Here is a 16203-nt window from a genome sequence, read left to right as displayed (position 1 = left end):
CCGGGGTTCAGGCGATAGTGGAGTACGTGACTGCTGTTCCTCATCCCCGTTCCGAAGCCGCCGCTTCCGCCCGGTCCGGCCGCCGGAGCCTCGCCGTCGCCCTGCTGAGCGGGGCCCTCGGCGCCGCCGTGGCCCTGCTGGCCACCCGGCAGCGCTGGTCGGAAGGCACCGCGACGGTCGCCGGCGGCGACTTCCCCCTGACCGTCAAGGGCAGCGACGTCACCGGCGTCCCCGCGGCCCTGGCGATAGTGGGCCTCGCCGCGCTCGTCGCCGTCTTCGCCGTCCGCAAGGCCGGCCGCCTGCTGGTCTCCGCGCTGCTCGCGCTCTCCGGCGCCGGCATCGTCGCCGCGGCCCTGCTCGGCGCCTCCGACGGCTCCGCACTCGACGAGAAGGCCGCACAGGCCTCCGGCGACACCTCGGCCGCCGTGGCCGCCCTCAGCCACACCGCCTGGCCGTACGTCGCGGCCGCGGGCGGCGCCCTGATCCTCCTCGCCGGCCTGCTGGCCCTGCGCTACGGCGGGCTGTGGCCCGCGATGTCCGGCCGCTACGAGCGGGGCGCGACACCCCGGCCGCGTCGCGCCGCCCCGGCCGTCGACCCCAATCGGCCCGAGGACATCTGGAAGGCCCTGGACCGTGGCGAGGACCCGACGGGCGCCGACCCTGCTTAGGCAGGCCGCCGATCCCGCGTGAGCAGGCCGCCGGATCGGCGACAGACAGGGACTTCCGGCCCGGGGCCTCGGTCCCGATGTGGTGAATCAGACGCGGATGGGAGCCACCCCCGCTCACGGTAAGAGCGCGCGTACGGGACAATGGACGTTGAGCGTCCGGCTCAGACACGTACGACACGTACACAGCAACGAGGAGCAAGTCATGGCGGGCAGCAGCCACGGTCACACCCCGGCCGCCTGGACCGGTGTCATCATCGCCTTCATCGGTTTCTGCGTCGCGGGCGCCTTCATGGTGATGGCACAGCCGGTGGGCTTCTGGGCCGGCATGGTGATCATCGCCCTCGGCGGTGTCGTCGGCGCCGTCATGCGAGCCATGGGCCTGGGCCAGCCGAAGGCGGCCCCCATCACGGTGCAGCCCGCCAGGGCCGCGACCCGCGAGCCCGCGGGCGTCGAGGGCTGAGCGCCGCACCACTGCGTACGACGTAGGGGGCGGACCCGGCGCCGATGGGCGCGGGTCCGCCCCCTCACGCGCGTTCACGGCCTGCACCGGGCAGAATGCGAGGCGTGAACGCCGACAGCCAGGGGATGCGGAGCGCTCGTACGGGGATCGTCGCGGGCCGGCTGGCCGTGCCCGCCGGAGTGCTCGCGGCCGTCGTGGGTGCCTTCGCCTACGTCGGTGCGGTGGATCCCAACGAGCCCGGCCACTACCCCGTCTGCCCGCTCCTGCGCTACACCGGCGTCTACTGCCCCGGCTGCGGCGGCCTGCGCAGCGCCCACGCCTTCGTCCACGGCGACTTCCTGGCGGCACTGCAGGACAACGCGGCGGCCGTGCTCGGCTATCTGGGGTTCGCCGTGGTGTGGACCGTCTGGGTGGTCCGCGCGGTGCGCGGACGACCGCTGCGGATCGACCTCGGGACGGCGCACCTGTGGACGCTGGGTGTGGCGCTGCTGGTTTTCACCGTGGTCCGGAACCTGCCGTTCGGCGGCGGGCTGCATCCGTGACGCGTTGGTGAATGTCCAGGTAGTGGGACCGGCGTCAACCGGATGTGAGCCCTACGCCTTCCTCCGGATACCATCACAGTGACCGTGTCAACCGTCCGGAAGGGGGCCGCTCGCGTGAGTGTGCTCGACGAGATCATCGACGGAGTCCGTGCCGACCTCGCGGAGCGGCAGGCGCGCGTCAGCCTCGACGAGCTCAAGGAGCGCGCGGCCAAGGCTCGGCCCGCGAAGGACGGTGTGGCCGCACTGCGCGGCGAAGGCGTGAAGGTGATCTGCGAGGTCAAGCGCTCCAGCCCGTCCAAGGGCGCGCTGGCCGCGATCGCCGACCCGGCGGCCCTCGCCGCGGACTACGAGGCGGGCGGCGCGGCCGTCATCTCCGTGCTGACCGAACAGCGCCGCTTCGGCGGCTCGCTGGCGGACCTGGAAGCGGTCCGCGCGCGCGTGGACATCCCCGTGCTGCGCAAGGACTTCATCGTCACGGCGTACCAGCTGTGGGAGGCGCGGGCGTACGGCGCCGACCTCGCTCTGCTGATCGTCGCGGCCCTCGAACAGCCGGCCCTGGAGTCCCTCATCGAGCGCGCCGAGTCCATCGGGCTCACGCCCCTCGTCGAGGTGCACGACGAGGACGAGGTCGAGCGCGCGGTGGACGCGGGCGCGAAGGTCATCGGCGTCAACGCGCGCAACCTGAAGACCCTGGAGGTCGACCGCTCGACGTTCGAGCGGGTCGCCCCCGAGATCCCGGCCCATATCGTCAAGATCGCCGAGTCCGGCGTCCGCGGGCCGCACGACCTCATCGCGTACGCCAACGCGGGCGCCGACGCGGTCCTGGTCGGCGAGTCCCTCGTCACCGGCCGCGACCCGAAGGCCGCGGTCTCCGACCTGGTGGCGGCGGGCGAGCACCCGGCGCTGCGGCACGGGCGGGAGTGACGTGATCGTCACACCAACGGCCGTACGTCGATAGAGTGGCCCCGATGACTCTCACGATCACCATGGCGAACCGGGATCCGTATGCCCGCCTCGCCCGCGGCTGCCGGCCACGTGGCTGCCGGGCACCCGCGCGGCGCGTGCACGGGCGACGGGTCAGGTATGTCATCGGTGACGAGCCGGGTCAGGTGAACGGCATGCGATGGCGTCCCTCCGGGGGCGCGGGGCTCTGCCCGACCACACGGCTTCGCCGTGTGCACGCGACAAGCCACAGCCGGCCCCTGGCCGGCTGACGAGCCTCGCCCCCACGGCGATCAGTGTCCACACACTCACCGTGAGGTTTCCGCATGCCCAGCGAGTTCTTCATCCCCGACCCGGAGGGTCAGGTGCCCAGCGCCGAGGGGTACTTCGGCGCGTTCGGCGGCAAGTTCATCCCGGAGGCGCTCGTCGCCGCCGTGGACGAGGTCGCCGTCGAGTACGACAAGGCGAAGGCCGACCCCGAGTTCGCGCGCGAGCTCGACGACCTGCTCGTCAACTACACCGGACGGCCCAGCGCCCTCACTGAGGTGCCCCGGTTCGCCGAACACGCCGGTGGTGCCCGGGTGTTCCTCAAGCGCGAGGACCTGAACCACACCGGCTCCCACAAGATCAACAATGTGCTCGGCCAGGCCCTGCTCACCAAGCGGATGGGCAAGACCCGGGTCATCGCCGAGACCGGCGCCGGCCAGCACGGCGTCGCGACGGCGACGGCCTGCGCGCTGTTCGGCCTCGAGTGCACCGTCTACATGGGCGAGATCGACACCGAGCGCCAGGCCCTCAACGTGGCCCGGATGCGCATGCTCGGTGCCGAGGTCGTCGCCGTGAAGTCCGGCAGCCGGACCCTGAAGGACGCCATCAACGAGGCCTTCCGGGACTGGGTCGCCAACGTCGACCACACCCACTACCTGTTCGGGACCGTCGCCGGGCCGCACCCCTTCCCGGCCATGGTCCGCGACTTCCACCGGGTCATCGGCGTCGAGGCCCGGCGCCAGCTCCTGGAGCGCGCGGGCCGGCTGCCCGACGCGGCCGTCGCCTGCGTCGGCGGCGGCTCCAACGCCATCGGGCTCTTCCACGCCTTCATCCCGGACGCGGACGTCCGCCTCATCGGGTGCGAGCCCGCCGGACACGGCGTCGAGACCGGCGAGCACGCGGCGACCCTGACCGCCGGCGAGCCCGGCATCCTGCACGGCTCGCGGTCCTACGTCCTCCAGGACGACGAGGGCCAGATCACCGAGCCGTACTCGATCTCGGCCGGTCTGGACTACCCGGGCATCGGCCCCGAGCACTCCTACCTCAAGGACAGCGGCCGCGCCGAGTACCGCGCGGTCACCGACGACGCGGCCATGCAGGCCCTGCGCCTGCTGTCGCGGACCGAGGGCATCATCCCGGCCATCGAGAGCGCCCACGCCCTCGCCGGCGCCCTGGAGGTCGGCAAGGAGCTGGGCAAGGACGGGCTGATCGTGATCAACCTGTCCGGTCGCGGCGACAAGGACATGGACACGGCCGCGCGCTACTTCGGCCTGTACGACACCGACGCCAGCGTGGCCGCGGACGCCGACGCGGAGGCCGCCGAGATCGAGGGGGACGCCAAGTGAGCGGAAACATTCAGCTGCTGACCGACACCCTCGCCGGCGCCAGGGCCGAGGGCCGCTCCGCTCTCATCGCCTACCTCCCGGCCGGTTTCCCGACCGTGGACGGCGGCATCGAGGCGATCAAGGCCGTCTTCGACGGCGGCGCCGACGTCGTCGAGGTGGGCCTGCCGCACAGCGACCCCGTCCTCGACGGCCCCGTCATCCAGACCGCCGACGACATCGCCCTGCGCGGCGGCGTCAGGATCGCCGACGTCATGCGGACGGTGCGCGAGGCGTACGAGGCGACCGGGAAGCCGGTCCTCGTGATGACGTACTGGAACCCGATCGACCGCTACGGCGTCGAGCGCTTCACCGCCGAGCTCGCCGAGGCGGGCGGCGCCGGGTGCATCCTGCCCGACCTGCCGGTGCAGGAGGCGGCCCTCTGGAGGGAGCACGCCGAGAAGCACGGCCTGGCGACGGTCTTCGTCGTGGCGCCCAGCAGCAAGGACGAGCGGCTCGCCGAGATCACCGCGGCGGGCAGCGGCTTCGTCTACGCCGCCTCGCTGATGGGCGTCACCGGCACCCGCGAGTCGGTGGGCACGCAGGCCCAGGACCTGGTCCGGCGCACCCGGGCCGCCGGCTCCGACCTGCCGGTCTGCGTCGGCCTGGGCGTCTCCGACGCCAGGCAGGCCGCCGAGGTGGCCGGCTTCGCCGACGGCGTGATCGTCGGCTCGGCCTTCGTCAAGCGCATGCTGGACGCTCCGGACGACGCGGCCGGCGTCGAGGCCGTCCGCGCACTCGCGGGCGACCTGGCGAAGGGCGTGCGCGGACAGGCGTGACGTACAGGACATTCCGTACGAGTCACTCGAACGGGTGGACCTGGGACCGGGGAGGCGCGCTGTGCCTCCCCGGTTCGTTTCTGCGGGTGTGAGCGAGAAGAACCGTGAGGGAAAACGGACCGCACGCGAGCGGCTGGCAGCCGAGCGTGAGAAGCACAAGGCCACGGAGAAACGCCGGCGGACGCTGATCGTCGGCGCCGGCGTCGTCTGCGTACTGGGACTGGCGGCCGTGATCGGCGTGGTCGCCGCGAACGCCGGCAAGGACAACGGCAGCGACAACGAGGGGCCGGTCGCGGCGCCCTCGGGGGCACAGGGCAAGGACAACCTCGCCATCCCGGTCGGCAAGGAGAGCGCCAAGTCGACGCTCACCATCTGGGAGGACTTCCGCTGCCCGGCCTGCAAGGCCTTCGAGGCGGCGTACCGCCCGACCATCCACGAGCTGACGGACGCCGGCCAGCTGAGGGTGGAGTACCACCTGGCCACCCTCATCGACGGCAACCTGGGCGGCAGTGGCTCCCGCAACGCGGCCAACGCCGCGGCCTGCGCCCAGGACGCCGGCAAGTTCACCGCGTACCACGACGTGCTGTACGAGAACCAGCCCGAGGAAACCGACGACGCCTTCGCCAAGAACAGCAAGCTCATCGAGCTCGCGGGCAAGGTCGACGGCCTCGACACGCCCTCGTTCCGTGCCTGTGTCGAGAACGGCACGCACAACAGCTGGGTCGTGAAGTCCAACAAGGCCTTCCAGGCCGGCAACTTCGGCGGCACGCCGACCGTGTTGCTCAACGGCAAGAACATCTACCAGGACCGGACGATGACGCCGGCGAAGCTGAAGAAGATGGTGCAGGAGGCGGCCAAGGGGTGAGTTTTTCTCACCTCCCTGTTATGGAGCCGTAGCCGGGCTGCCTGCCGTGGGCCCGGTCCGGCACGGTAGCGTCGACCTTGCCATGGAACTTGCCTACATTCCCAGCCCGTCGCGCGGGGTGCTGCACCTCGGTCCCATTCCGCTGCGCGGCTACGCGTTCTGCATCATCATCGGCGTCTTCGTAGCCGTCTGGCTCGGCAACAAGCGCTGGATCGCCCGAGGCGGGCGGGCCGGCACGGTGGCCGACATCGCGGTCTGGGCCGTGCCCTTCGGCCTCGTCGGCGGCCGGCTCTACCACGTGATCACGGACTACGAGCTGTACTTCAGCGAGGGCCGCGACTGGGTGGACGCCTTCAAGGTCTGGGAGGGCGGCCTCGGCATCTGGGGCGCCATCGCGCTCGGTGCGGTGGGTGCCTGGATCGGCGCCCGTCGCCGCGGCATCCCGCTGCCCGCCTACGCCGACGCCATCGCCCCGGGCATCGCCTTGGCGCAGGCGATCGGCCGCTGGGGCAACTGGTTCAACCAGGAGCTGTACGGGCGGGCCACGGACGTGCCGTGGGCGCTGAAGATCACCTCGTCGACCGACGGCAGGGTCCCGGGCACCTACCACCCGACGTTCCTGTACGAGTCCCTGTGGTGCATCGGTGTCGCGTTGCTGGTCATCTGGGCCGACCGCCGCTTCAAGCTGGGCCACGGCCGGGCGTTCGCCCTGTACGTCGCCGCGTACTGCGTGGGCCGCGGCTGGATCGAGTACATGCGCGTCGACGACGCCCACCACATCCTGGGGCTCCGCCTGAACGACTGGACCGCGATGATCGTGTTCCTGCTCGCGGTGCTGTACATCGTGGTGTCGTCGAAGAAGCGGCCCGGCAGGGAAGCGGTCGTCGAACCCGGCGCGGACGCGGAGGCTGCCGACGACAAGGCCGATGACGCCGGCGGTGACGCCGAGGCTTCCGACGACCGGACCGACGGCGACACGGAGCCCGAGGCCGAGGACGCGACCGAGTCCGACACGGATGTCGCGGACGTCAAGGACGAGGCCGAGTCGGCCGGCAAGAAGAGCTGACGGCCGACCGTACGACGACGAGGGCGCCCGGGCCGCACACAAGCGGCCCGGGCGCCCTCGTCGCGTTCTGAGGATCAGCGACCGTTGGCCAGCGACAGCGTCCGCTGGGCTGCCGCCACCACCGCCGCGTCGATGAACGTCCCGTCCGGCAGCGCCTGCGCGCCCTGTTCCGTCGCCGCCGCCTTCACCACCGCCTCCGCCCGTTCGAGCTCCTCGTGGGTGGGCCGGTAGGCGTGTTCGATGACCGGGAGCTGGCGGGGGTGGATGGCCGCGCGGCCGAGGAAGCCGAGGGCGCGGCCGTGGGCGCAGGTCGCCGCCAGGCCGTCCAGGTCCCGGATGTCCGGGTGCACCGACTGGGGCGGGGGCGGCAGGCCCGCCGCCCGCGCGGCGACGATCACCCGGGCGCGGCACCAGTCGAGGCCCGCGTCGCCCCGTACGCCCAGGTCGGCCCGTAGATCCGCCTCGCCGAGCGAGATGCCGCGCAGGGCGGGGTGGGCGCGGGCGATCGCGTAGGCGTGTTCGATGCCCAGGGCTGTTTCCAGGAGGGCGTGCAGGGGCGGGGCCCCCGCGTCGACGTAAGCCGTGCGTTCCGCGATGCCGACGATCTGCTCGGGCGAGGTCACCTTCGGCAGGCGCAGCCCGGACACGCCCGGCAGGCCCGCCACCGCTCGCAGGTCGGCCTGCGCCGGCGGGCCGTCCAGGGCGTTGACGCGGACATGTACGGGGACCGGCTGCGGCTCGCGGAGGAGCTCGGCGGTGGCCGCGCGGGCGTACTCCTTGCGGTCCGGGGCGACCGCGTCCTCCAGGTCGACCACGACGACGTCGGCGCCGCTGACGAGGGCCTTGGCGACCACCTGCGGGCGGTCGCCGGGAACGTACAGCCAGGTGAGGGGGGTCGCCGTCATACGGCGCCCTCCTCGCGCAGGGCCGCGAGGCGCGCCGGGGTCAGGCCCAGCTCGGTCAGGACCGCCTCCGTGTCCGCGCCGTGTGGGCGGCCCGCCCAGCGGATCGCGCCGGGAGTCGAGGAGAGCCGGAAGAGGACGTTCTGCATGCGCAGGGGGCCCAGTTCGGGGTCGTCGACGGTGGTGATGGTGTCCAGGGCCGCGTACTGGGGGTCCGTCATCACGTCGCGTACGTCCTGGATCGGGGCGACCGCCGCCTCCGCCTTGTCGAAGGCCAGAAGGACCTCGTCCCGGGAGCGCTCGGCGATCCAGGAGCCGACCGCCTCGTCGAGGACGTCGGCGTGGCGGGCCCGGTCGGCGCCCGTGGCGAACCACGGTTCGTCGATCAGCTCGGGGCGGCCGACCAGGTGCATCAGCCGCTCGGCGATGGACTGGGCGGAGGTGGACACGGCGACCCAGGTGCCGTCCGCCGTGCGGTAGGTGCCGCGCGGGGCGTTGTTCTGCGAGCGGTTGCCGGTGCGCGGCTGGACGTGACCGAGTTGGTCGTACCAGACGGGCTGCGGGCCGAGGACCGTCAGGATCGGCTCGATGATCGCCATGTCGACGACCTGTCCCTCGCCCGTGCGGTCCCGTGCGGCCAGCGCCGTCATCACGGCGTACGCCGTGGCCAGACCCGCGATCGAGTCGGCCAGGCCGAACGGGGGCAGGGTCGGGGGCGCGTCCGGTTCGCCGGTGATCGCGGCGAAGCCGCTCATCGCCTCGGCGAGGGTGCCGAAGCCCGGGCGGTGCGCGTACGGGCCGAACTGGCCGAAGGCGGTGACCCGGGTGAGGATCAGGCGGGGGTTGGCGGCGGACAGTTCCTCCCAGCCCAGGTCCCACTTCTCCAGCGTGCCGGGGCGGAAGTTCTCGATGATCACGTCGGTGGTGGCGGCGAGGCGCAGCAGGGTCGCGCGGCCGCCCGGCTTCGACAGGTCGAGGGTGATCGTGCGCTTGTTGCGGGCGAGGAGCTTCCACCACAGTCCCACGCCGTCCTTCGACGGGCCGTGGCCTCGGGACGGGTCGGGTTTGGTCGGGTGTTCGACCTTGACGACCTCCGCGCCGAAGTCGCCGAGCATGGTGGCGGCGAGGGGGCCGGCGAAGAGGGTCGCGAGGTCGAGGACGCGCAGGCCGGTCAGCGGGGCGTCGGTCATGAGCCGTACCGCGCCTCGATCTCGGAGCGGTACGGCATGGACGCCGACGCCCCTTCCCGCTGCACGGACAGCGCGGCCGCCGCGGCCGCCCATGCCAGCGCGTCCCGCACGGGCCGTTCCTCGCCGAGTGCCACCGCGAGCGCGCCGACGAAGGTGTCGCCCGCTCCGGTCGAGTCCACGGCGGTCACCCGGGGCGCGGGGACGGTGAGGGGTTCGGCGCCCCGAGCCGCGTACAGGCTGCCCGCCGCGCCCAGGGTGACGACCACCTCCGGCACCTGGTCGAGCAGGGCGATGGCCGCCTCGCGCGGGTCGGTGCGGCCGGTGAGGGCGGTGGCCTCGTGCTCGTTGGGAACCAACAGGTCGGTGGCGGCCAGGAGTTCGGGCGGGAGCGGTTGGGCGGGAGCGGGTGTGAGGACCGTACGGACGCCGTGGGCGCGGGCGGCGCGCGCGCCCGCGACGACCGCCGGCATCGGGATCTCCAGCTGGAGCAGCAGGGCGTCGGCGGCGGCGATGACGCCCTCGTCGCCGGGGGTGAGGTGGTCCACGGTGCCGTTCGCGCCGGGTACCACGACGATCGCGTTGCCGCCCTCGTCGTCCACGACGATGTGCGCGGTGCCGGAGGGGCCCTCGGTGGTGCGCAGGAGGGCGGTGTCGACGCCGATGGGGGTCCCCCCGCTCGAGCGCAGCCGAGAGTGGGGGAGCTCCAGGGTGGAGCGCAGGCGGGTGCCGAAGGAGTCGTTGCCGACCGCGCCGATCATCGACACGGTGGCGCCGGCCCGGGCGGCGGCGATCGCCTGGTTGGCGCCCTTGCCGCCGGGGATCGTACGGAACTCCCGTCCCGTCACGGTCTCCCCGCGCTGCGGGGCTTTCTCGACGTAGGCGACGAGGTCCATGTTCGTGCTGCCGAGCACGACGATGTGGGTCATGGGCGAGAAGCCTCCACGTGGGTGAGGTGGGCCAGGGTGTCGAAGCCGATGCCGTCGAAGTCGGCGACGGAGGCGGAGAGGCGGTTCTTGAGGGGGGTCGTCCAGCGGTCGGGGAGGGCGGCGGGCGTACCGGCGAGAAGGCCGGCGATGCTGCCGGCGGTCGCGCCGTTGGAGTCGGTGTCCCAACCGCCGGAGACGGCACGGCAGATGGAGCCGGTGAAGTCGCCGTTCGCGTGGGTGAGGGCGGCGGCGATGAGGGCCGTGTTGGGGATGGCGTGGACCCAGTGGTGGGTGGGGGAGTGGACGGCGTGGAGTTCGTCGACGACCGTGTCGAAGTCGTCGTGGGATTCGGCCAGTTGGATGGCGTGGGTGACCGCTCGGGCGAGGCGGGAGCGGGGCGGGACGACCGTCAGGCCGGTGCGCAGGCAGTGGTGGATGTCGGGCCTGCTCGTGCCGGTAGCGCCGGAGGCTTCGCCGAAGGCGGTCGCGATGACAGCCGCCGTGAACATCGCCGCGTAGACGCCGTTGGCGGTGTGGGTGAGGGTGGCGTCGCGGTGGGCCTGCTCGGCGGCGGCCCCGGGGTCGCCGGGGTTGGTCCAGCCGTGGACGTCGGCGCGGATCAGAGCGCCGATCCATTCGCGGAAGGGGTTGCGGTGGCGGGCGGTGTGCGGGGGTTCGATGCCGGTGAGGAGGTTGCGGTACGCGATGCGTTCGGCGGTGAAGGTGCGGCCGGCGGGAAGTTCGTCCAGCCAGAGGGAGGCCACGTCGGTCGTGGTGAAGCTTCGGCCGTGGCGTTGCAGCAGGAGGAGGTTGAGGAGGGGGTAGTTCAGGTCGTCGTCCTCGGGCATGCCGTCGATGTTCTCGGCGAGGGAGGTGCGTGCCGAGCGGCGGTTCCAGGGGTGGGTGGTCAGGAGTTCTGCCGGGACGCCTCGCGCCGTGAACCACGTGGTCAGGGGCCAGTTGCCGGTGGACCGGGCCAGTTGGCGGATGGCTTCGAGGGGGAGCTTCTCCACCGGCTTGCCCAGGAGGCAGCCGGCGGCTCGGCCCAGCCAGGCGGCCTCCAGGCGGTCCGGGGCGGGGGCTGGTCGGGGGTGGGACGCGGGCCAGGCTGTGCAGCGGGCCTTGATCTTCCCGAGATCCGTCGGCTCGTCCTCTCTCAACTTGCCCGGCAGATCCGCCAGTTCGTCCAGCAGGTCTTCCGCCAGCATCCGCAGATAGCGCGACGCGGGAGCGGGTGACGCCCCCGCGCGCAGGGGTGCCTCCTGGCCGCCCGCCGCTCTCCAGCGCGCCGCGATCGCCGACGGCTCACGTCCGTCCTGCGCGGCCTGGTGGAGTTCGTGGCCGAGGAGGTCCTCCGGCTGGACCCAGGTCAGTCGGAGCACCTCAGGCCTCCGATCTCGGTGAAGGCCGCCTCGTGGGCCCGGCGGCGGTGTACGTCCCGTTGGAAGATCTCCCGGGTCACGGCGTTGAGGGTGCGGGCCGGTTCCCAGAGGTCCAGGCGGCTGGCCTCCGCGACCGTCTTCGACCAGTCCTCCGGTACCGGCGAGCCCAGGGCGCCTGCCAGCGCGCCCGCCATCGTCGCGATCGAGTCGCAGTCGCGGCCGTAGTTCACCGAGCCGAGGACCGCCCCCCGGAAGTCGCCGGCCGAGAGCAGCACCATGCCCAGGGCCACGGGGAGCTCCTCGATCGCGTGCAGACGGGACGGGCGGCGGGCGGCCAGGGACGGGGCGCGGTAGTCGGGGCCCACGGTGTCGAACGGGGCCACCGCCTCCCGCAGCGGGACGAGCGCCGACTCGAAGTCCGTGTGGCGGGCAGCCGTTTCACAGACCGCCTCGATCGCCGCGCGCGTGCCGTCCTTCGCCAGGGAGAGGCACGCGGAGACGACCGAGTCCGGTGTCGCCCCGGGTGTGCACGCGGCCGCCACGGCCGCCGCGAAGACGCCCGCCGCCTCACGTCCGTACGACGACTGGTGCGCGCCGGCGACGTCCAGCGCCTCGGCGTACGCGGCCACCGGGTTGGCCGCGTTGACCAGGCCGACCGGGGCCATGTACATCGCCGCGCCACAGTTGACGATGTTGCCGACGCCGGCCTCGCGGGGGTCGACGTGGCCGTAGTGGAGCCGGGCCACCAGCCATTTCTCCGCCAGGAACACCCGTTGCAGCGGCAGTGCCTCCGCCTCCAGCTCCGGGATCCACCGTGGGTTCGTCATCAGGTCCGGGACCAGGTGCTCGGCGATCGCGTACGCGTCCAGGTGGTCGCGGACCGTGGCATAGACCCGGATCAGCGCATGGGTCATCAAGGTGTCGTCGGTGACATGGCCGTCGCCCTTGTGGTACGGGGCGATGGGGCGGGCGGTGCGCCAGGCGTCGCCGTTCCAGGGGCCGACGACCCCGTGGACGCGGCCGCCGTGGCGTTCGAGGATCTGGTCGGGGGAGTAGCCCTCGACGGGGCCGCCGAGGGCGTCGCCGACGGCGGCACCGACGAGGGCTCCGGTGATCCGCTCGTCCAGGGGCGCCGCGTGGCTTTCTTCTCCTTTGGGCGTCATGCCCGAATCATCCTCCTGGTGGGGTCGGTTGTGCGGCTTCCAGGAGTTCGGCGAGTTCCACCAGGTCCGTGCCGGTGAGGCGGGGCAGTACGCAGCCGGAGAGGGTGCGGCAGGTGTCGCGCCAGGACACGGGGATCGCCGCGCCGCCGCCCAGCGCGCCGGTCAGGGCGCCCGCCAGGGCCGGGGCCGAGTCCGCGACCCGGGACAGACAGGCCGCCGCGGGGACGGCCTCCGAGATCCGGCCGTGTGCCGCGACGGCCAGGGCCAGCGCGACCGGGACCGTCTCGGCGGCGGCGATGCCGTAGCTGTAGACGTGGTCGAGGATCTGGTGTTCGAGGAGGGGGATCAGGGCGAAGGCGCTCTCGGCGTCGTGCGCGAGCTTCAGCGCGTGACGGGCGTTGCGGCCGATCTCGGTCGCCTCGGGGAGTTCGGCCAGCGCGGCCGTCACGCAGGGCTCGACTGCCGCGCCGGCGAGGGCCAGGGCGAGGGCCGCGGCCATCGCCCTGGCACCGTGCACACCGTCGCCGTCCTGGGTGTAGCGGGCGTCGAACTCGGCCAGTTCGGCGGCGAGTCGGGCGTCGCCCGGGTGGGCCACGGCGAGGACACAGGCCCGTACGCAGGCCGCGTCGTCGAAGTAGTGCGGGTTGTCGTGGCCGGTGGCGGGCGGGCGCAGACCTGTGGCGAGGTTGCCGAGACCGGCCCGGACGGAGATGCGGGCGCGGAGGGGGATGACCGCCGACTCGATCTCCGGGGCGCGGTCGGCTGCCGCCGCGACCTCGCTCGCCACGGCGTTCCAGGTCAGGTCGATGGCCGCTCGTGTCCGGCGCTCCCGGCTGAGGTCTCCGAGGACGCTGTCGTCCCCGGCGCGCAGCACGGCCTCGGCCGCGAACACCGCCCACTCGGCGTCGTCGGAGGGGCCGAGGCGCAGCGGCTCCGGGGGCTGGTTGAGGGCGATGGGGACGGGGAGCGTGGTCGTCGCGTTCTGCTCCGCGAAGGTGTCCAGCTCGCGGGTGAGCCGACGGGTCCACTCCGGCATACGGACCGCGCGGTGCCGGGCGGCGGGCCAGCCGGCGGCGTCACCGGCGGCGAGACCGAGAAGGAGGCCCTCGATACGGCGGGGGCGGGTGTCGGGGGCGGGGCCGGTGCCGGCGGCCGGCGCGGCGTTCGCGGCGGCGGTGTGCGCGGGCGTGGCTCTCGGATCGGCGCCGCCGTCCCATGGGCCGGGCGGGGTCACGACCGCACCTCCGCATCGCCGTCGCCCGGCGCGGGCGTGAGGGTGCTGGAGTCCGGCGTTGGTGTGAGGGTGTTCGGGGGCGTGAGGGTGCTCGTGGGCGCCGCCGGTGTGAGCGTGTCCGGGGTCGCCGCCGGTGTGAGGGCGTTCCGGTCCGGCGTCGGTCGTACCTCGTGCCGTACGGGGTCGTGGCCCGGTTCGGAGTCTCGGGTGCTCCGCCGCCTGTTCTCGCCGGGTGTGAGGGCGTTCCGGTCCGGTGTCGGTCGTACCTCGTGTCGTACGGGGTCGTGGCCCGGTTCGGAGTCTTGGGTGCTCCGCCGCCTGTTCTCGACGGGTGTGAGGGCGTTCGGGTTGGGTGTCGGGCCTGCCTTGTGCCGTACGGGATCCGCACCGGGTCTCGGACCGGCTGACCCCCATTTCCCGCCCTCCCCGGGCGTCAGCAGTTCCGCCACGTCCAGGATGTGGTGGCCGGCCATCGAGGGGAGGCAGCTGCCGCGGGCCGGGCCGATCGCCGCCGCCCACTCCGCCGGGATGGCGGACACGCCTTGGGTCGCGCCCGCGAGGGCGCCCGCCACCGCGGCCGTGGTGTCGGCGTCGCGGCCCATGTTCACCGCGGTCAGCACGGCGTCCCTGAACTCGCCGTCGGCCGCCGCGTACGCGCCGAAGGCGAGGGCCACCGCCTCGGGGGCCAGGTCGGTCCAGGGGTAGCCGCCGATGACGACGGCGGAGCGGACCGCGCGTTCGCCGCGGTGGGCCACGGCCACGGCGCGGCGCAGGGAGCGGGCCGTCCAGGAGTCGTCGGGGACGACGGCGAGGGCGGCGGCGACGACCGCGATCGTCGGGGCGCCCGCCATGGCGGCGGCGACCCCGGCCGCGACCGCCTGGCCGCCGTAGATCCCCTCGCCGTCGTGGCTGACCGAGCCGTCGATCGCCACCAGCCGGGCCGCCTCGGCGGGGCGGCCCGCGGCGAACACCCCGAAGGGCGCCGCGCGCATGGCCAGGCCGTCGCTCCAGGCATGGCGGTGCTGGGCGGAGATGGGGGCGGCGAGGCCGCGGCGGAGGTTCTCCAGCGTGCCGCGCTCGCTGAAGCCCGCGCCCCGGAAGGGGCCCTCGTGCCGGTCGGCGATCCACTCGTGCCAGGCCGCCTCCACATGGGCCGGGGTGAGCGCGGAGCCGTGCCGGGCCAGCAACAGGCCGGAGAAGATCGCGTACTCGGTGTCGTCGGTCCCGGCGGGTTTCTCGGCGACGTAGCCCTTGATGCGGCCCCAGCGGGCGCGGATCTCGGACGGTTTCATGTTCTCTGCCGGTGCGCCGAGTGCGTCGCCGACGGCCAGGCCGAGCAGTGCGCCGCGGGCCCGTTCGCGGAGTTCGGCGGCGTTGCCGGGCGCAGGGACCGAGGGAATGCAGGCGATCGATGCCATACGCGGCCTCTCCTCCGGGGGCTCCGATCAGGGCGTGGAACCCTTTGCGGATGTGTCCCACCGCAGGGGTTCGGCAGAGCCTCGGGGGCCTCAGCATCACCCGGTCGACATCTGTGCGTAGCTCTACACGCATGAGCGTATGGCGGTAAAACCGCAGGTTAGCCGAGCCTTTCCTTCCTGGCGGGCGGGAATTTCCCGGCGTAGTGTCGGTGCTGTCGAAAAGTAGAACCAATCCAAACTTAGCTTTGCCTAAGCTTCCTGGGGGACATTATGGCCATCATCGACACCGAGGCGCCGCTGCACGAGGCGCACCGCGACAACCACACACACCGGGATGTGAACGGCGGCTGGCTGCGCCCCGCGGTCTTCGGCGCGATGGACGGCCTGGTCTCGAACCTGGCGCTGATGACCGGTGTCGCGGGTGGAGCCGTGAGTCAGCACACCATCGTGCTGACCGGGCTCGCGGGCCTCGCCGCCGGCGCCTTCTCCATGGCGGCCGGCGAGTACACCTCGGTGGCCTCGCAGCGTGAGCTCGTCGAGGCCGAACTGGACGTGGAGCGGCGCGAGCTGAGGAAGCACCCGCAGGACGAGGAGGCCGAGCTCGCTGCGCTCTATGCCGCGCGGGGTGTCGAGCCGGAGCTGGCCCGGGAAGTGGCCCGGCAGCTCTCGAGCGACCCCGAGCAGGCCCTGGAGATACATGCCCGCGAGGAGCTGGGCATCGACCCCGGCGATCTGCCGTCTCCGCTGGTCGCCGCCGTGTCGAGCTTCGGCTCCTTCGCGCTGGGCGCGCTGCTGCCCGTACTGCCGTATCTGCTCGGCGCCACCGTGTTGTGGCCGGCGGTGCTGCTCGCCCTCGTCGGGCTCTTCGCCTGCGGTGCCGTGGTGGCCAGGGTGACCGCGCGGACCTGGTGGTACAGCGGCCTGAGGCAGCTCGCGCTGGGCGGCGCGGCCGCCGGTGTGACGTACGTCCTGGGCAGTCTGTTCGGAACGGCCGTAGGATAGTTGGCATGGGACTTA

Annotated in this window: 16 protein-coding genes and 1 pseudogene; 10 read left to right on the top strand and 7 right to left on the bottom strand. The window is 73.0% G+C overall.

Annotation, left to right across the window (positions count from 1 at the left end):
- The first annotated feature begins 17 nt into the window (after positions 1–17).
- The 9 genes from ACFY16_RS05055 (at position 18) to lgt (ending at position 6971) form a co-directional block, all read left to right on the top strand.
- Positions 18–668 carry a TIGR02234 family membrane protein gene (locus ACFY16_RS05055; RefSeq protein ID WP_390645666.1) on the top strand — a complete coding sequence of 217 codons (651 nt, stop codon included), beginning with the start codon at positions 18–20 and terminating at the stop codon, positions 666–668.
- Positions 669–870: 202 nt separating this feature from the next.
- Positions 871–1128 carry an HGxxPAAW family protein gene (locus ACFY16_RS05050; protein WP_390645665.1) on the top strand — a complete coding sequence of 86 codons (258 nt, stop codon included), beginning with the start codon at positions 871–873 and terminating at the stop codon, positions 1126–1128.
- A gap of 95 nt (positions 1129–1223) precedes the next feature.
- Positions 1224–1670, top strand: coding sequence for a DUF2752 domain-containing protein (locus tag ACFY16_RS05045; RefSeq protein ID WP_390645664.1), 447 nt, complete (start codon positions 1224–1226; stop codon positions 1668–1670).
- 114 nt (positions 1671–1784) lie between these two features.
- The gene (trpC, locus tag ACFY16_RS05040; protein ID WP_390645663.1) at positions 1785–2594 is read left to right on the top strand and encodes an indole-3-glycerol phosphate synthase TrpC; all 810 of its coding nucleotides are present in this window, start codon (positions 1785–1787) and stop codon (positions 2592–2594) included.
- A gap of 44 nt (positions 2595–2638) precedes the next feature.
- Positions 2639–2884, top strand: a complete 246-nt coding sequence (gene trpM / locus ACFY16_RS05035) for a tryptophan biosynthesis modulator TrpM (RefSeq protein WP_390645662.1) — start codon at positions 2639–2641, stop codon at positions 2882–2884.
- A gap of 54 nt (positions 2885–2938) precedes the next feature.
- The gene (gene trpB, locus ACFY16_RS05030; RefSeq protein ID WP_390645661.1) at positions 2939–4225 is read left to right on the top strand and encodes a tryptophan synthase subunit beta; all 1287 of its coding nucleotides are present in this window, start codon (positions 2939–2941) and stop codon (positions 4223–4225) included.
- Positions 4222–5040: a tryptophan synthase subunit alpha gene (gene trpA / locus ACFY16_RS05025; protein WP_390645660.1), complete on the top strand. Its 819-nt coding sequence runs from the start codon at positions 4222–4224 to the stop codon at positions 5038–5040. Before trpB ends, trpA begins: the two co-directional genes overlap by 4 nt.
- An 88-nt stretch (positions 5041–5128) precedes the next feature.
- Complete coding sequence (locus ACFY16_RS05020; RefSeq protein ID WP_390645659.1) at positions 5129–5905, top strand: DsbA family protein; 777 nt, start codon at positions 5129–5131, stop codon at positions 5903–5905.
- Positions 5906–5987: 82 nt separating this feature from the next.
- On the top strand, positions 5988–6971 hold the full coding sequence (gene lgt / locus ACFY16_RS05015) for a prolipoprotein diacylglyceryl transferase (protein ID WP_390645658.1): 984 nt from the start codon (positions 5988–5990) through the stop codon (positions 6969–6971).
- A 74-nt stretch (positions 6972–7045) separates the two neighbouring features.
- Here lgt and ACFY16_RS05010 read toward each other — a convergent pair whose 3' ends face one another.
- From ACFY16_RS05010 to ACFY16_RS04980, 7 genes and pseudogenes are all read right to left on the bottom strand, one after another.
- Positions 7046–7876: an HpcH/HpaI aldolase/citrate lyase family protein gene (locus ACFY16_RS05010; RefSeq protein WP_390645657.1), complete on the bottom strand. Its 831-nt coding sequence runs from the start codon at positions 7874–7876 to the stop codon at positions 7046–7048.
- The gene (locus ACFY16_RS05005) at positions 7873–9063 is read right to left on the bottom strand and encodes a CaiB/BaiF CoA transferase family protein (RefSeq protein ID WP_390645656.1); all 1191 of its coding nucleotides are present in this window, start codon (positions 9061–9063) and stop codon (positions 7873–7875) included. Before ACFY16_RS05005 ends, ACFY16_RS05010 begins: the two co-directional genes overlap by 4 nt.
- Positions 9060–9989 (bottom strand): ribokinase, encoded by a 930-nt coding sequence (gene rbsK / locus ACFY16_RS05000; RefSeq protein ID WP_390645655.1) that lies wholly within the window; start codon positions 9987–9989, stop codon positions 9060–9062. Before rbsK ends, ACFY16_RS05005 begins: the two co-directional genes overlap by 4 nt.
- Positions 9986–11371 (bottom strand): ADP-ribosylglycohydrolase family protein, encoded by a 1386-nt coding sequence (locus tag ACFY16_RS04995; RefSeq protein ID WP_390645654.1) that lies wholly within the window; start codon positions 11369–11371, stop codon positions 9986–9988. Before ACFY16_RS04995 ends, rbsK begins: the two co-directional genes overlap by 4 nt.
- Positions 11359–12534, bottom strand: coding sequence for an ADP-ribosylglycohydrolase family protein (locus ACFY16_RS04990; RefSeq protein WP_390645653.1), 1176 nt, complete (start codon positions 12532–12534; stop codon positions 11359–11361). The genes ACFY16_RS04995 and ACFY16_RS04990 overlap by 13 nt, the downstream gene beginning before the upstream one ends.
- 7 nt (positions 12535–12541) lie before the next feature.
- The gene (locus tag ACFY16_RS04985) at positions 12542–13645 is read right to left on the bottom strand and encodes an ADP-ribosylglycohydrolase family protein (protein ID WP_390646096.1); all 1104 of its coding nucleotides are present in this window, start codon (positions 13643–13645) and stop codon (positions 12542–12544) included.
- 455 nt (positions 13646–14100) lie between these two features.
- Positions 14101–15186, bottom strand: a pseudogene (locus ACFY16_RS04980) (ADP-ribosylglycohydrolase family protein); the annotation flags it as partial.
- A gap of 270 nt (positions 15187–15456) precedes the next feature.
- Here ACFY16_RS04980 and ACFY16_RS04975 point away from each other — a divergent pair.
- Complete coding sequence (locus ACFY16_RS04975) at positions 15457–16188, top strand: VIT1/CCC1 transporter family protein (RefSeq protein WP_390645652.1); 732 nt, start codon at positions 15457–15459, stop codon at positions 16186–16188.
- Positions 16189–16203: the final 15 nt, after the last annotated feature.

The organism is Streptomyces sp. NPDC001315 (assembly GCF_042896175.1).
In the GTDB taxonomy this organism is placed as follows: Bacteria; Actinomycetota; Actinomycetes; order Streptomycetales; family Streptomycetaceae; genus Streptomyces.
The sequence above is the reverse complement of the archived record's forward strand: the minus strand, read 5'-3'. Positions and strand labels throughout refer to the sequence as shown.

Coding starts and splice junctions, on each gene's coding strand:
- ACFY16_RS05050 (WP_390645665.1), top strand. CDS start 871: ATGGCGGGCAGCAGCCACGGTCACACCCCGGCCGCCTGGACCGGTGTC.
- ACFY16_RS05045 (WP_390645664.1), top strand. CDS start 1,224: ATGCGAGGCGTGAACGCCGACAGCCAGGGGATGCGGAGCGCTCGTACG.
- trpM (WP_390645662.1), top strand. CDS start 2,639: ATGACTCTCACGATCACCATGGCGAACCGGGATCCGTATGCCCGCCTC.
- trpB (WP_390645661.1), top strand. CDS start 2,939: ATGCCCAGCGAGTTCTTCATCCCCGACCCGGAGGGTCAGGTGCCCAGC.
- lgt (WP_390645658.1), top strand. CDS start 5,988: ATGGAACTTGCCTACATTCCCAGCCCGTCGCGCGGGGTGCTGCACCTC.
- ACFY16_RS05010 (WP_390645657.1), bottom strand. CDS start 7,876: ATGACGGCGACCCCCCTCACCTGGCTGTACGTTCCCGGCGACCGCCCG.
- ACFY16_RS05005 (WP_390645656.1), bottom strand. CDS start 9,063: ATGACCGACGCCCCGCTGACCGGCCTGCGCGTCCTCGACCTCGCGACC.
- rbsK (WP_390645655.1), bottom strand. CDS start 9,989: ATGACCCACATCGTCGTGCTCGGCAGCACGAACATGGACCTCGTCGCC.
- ACFY16_RS04990 (WP_390645653.1), bottom strand. CDS start 12,534: ATGACGCCCAAAGGAGAAGAAAGCCACGCGGCGCCCCTGGACGAGCGG.
- ACFY16_RS04975 (WP_390645652.1), top strand. CDS start 15,457: ATGGCCATCATCGACACCGAGGCGCCGCTGCACGAGGCGCACCGCGAC.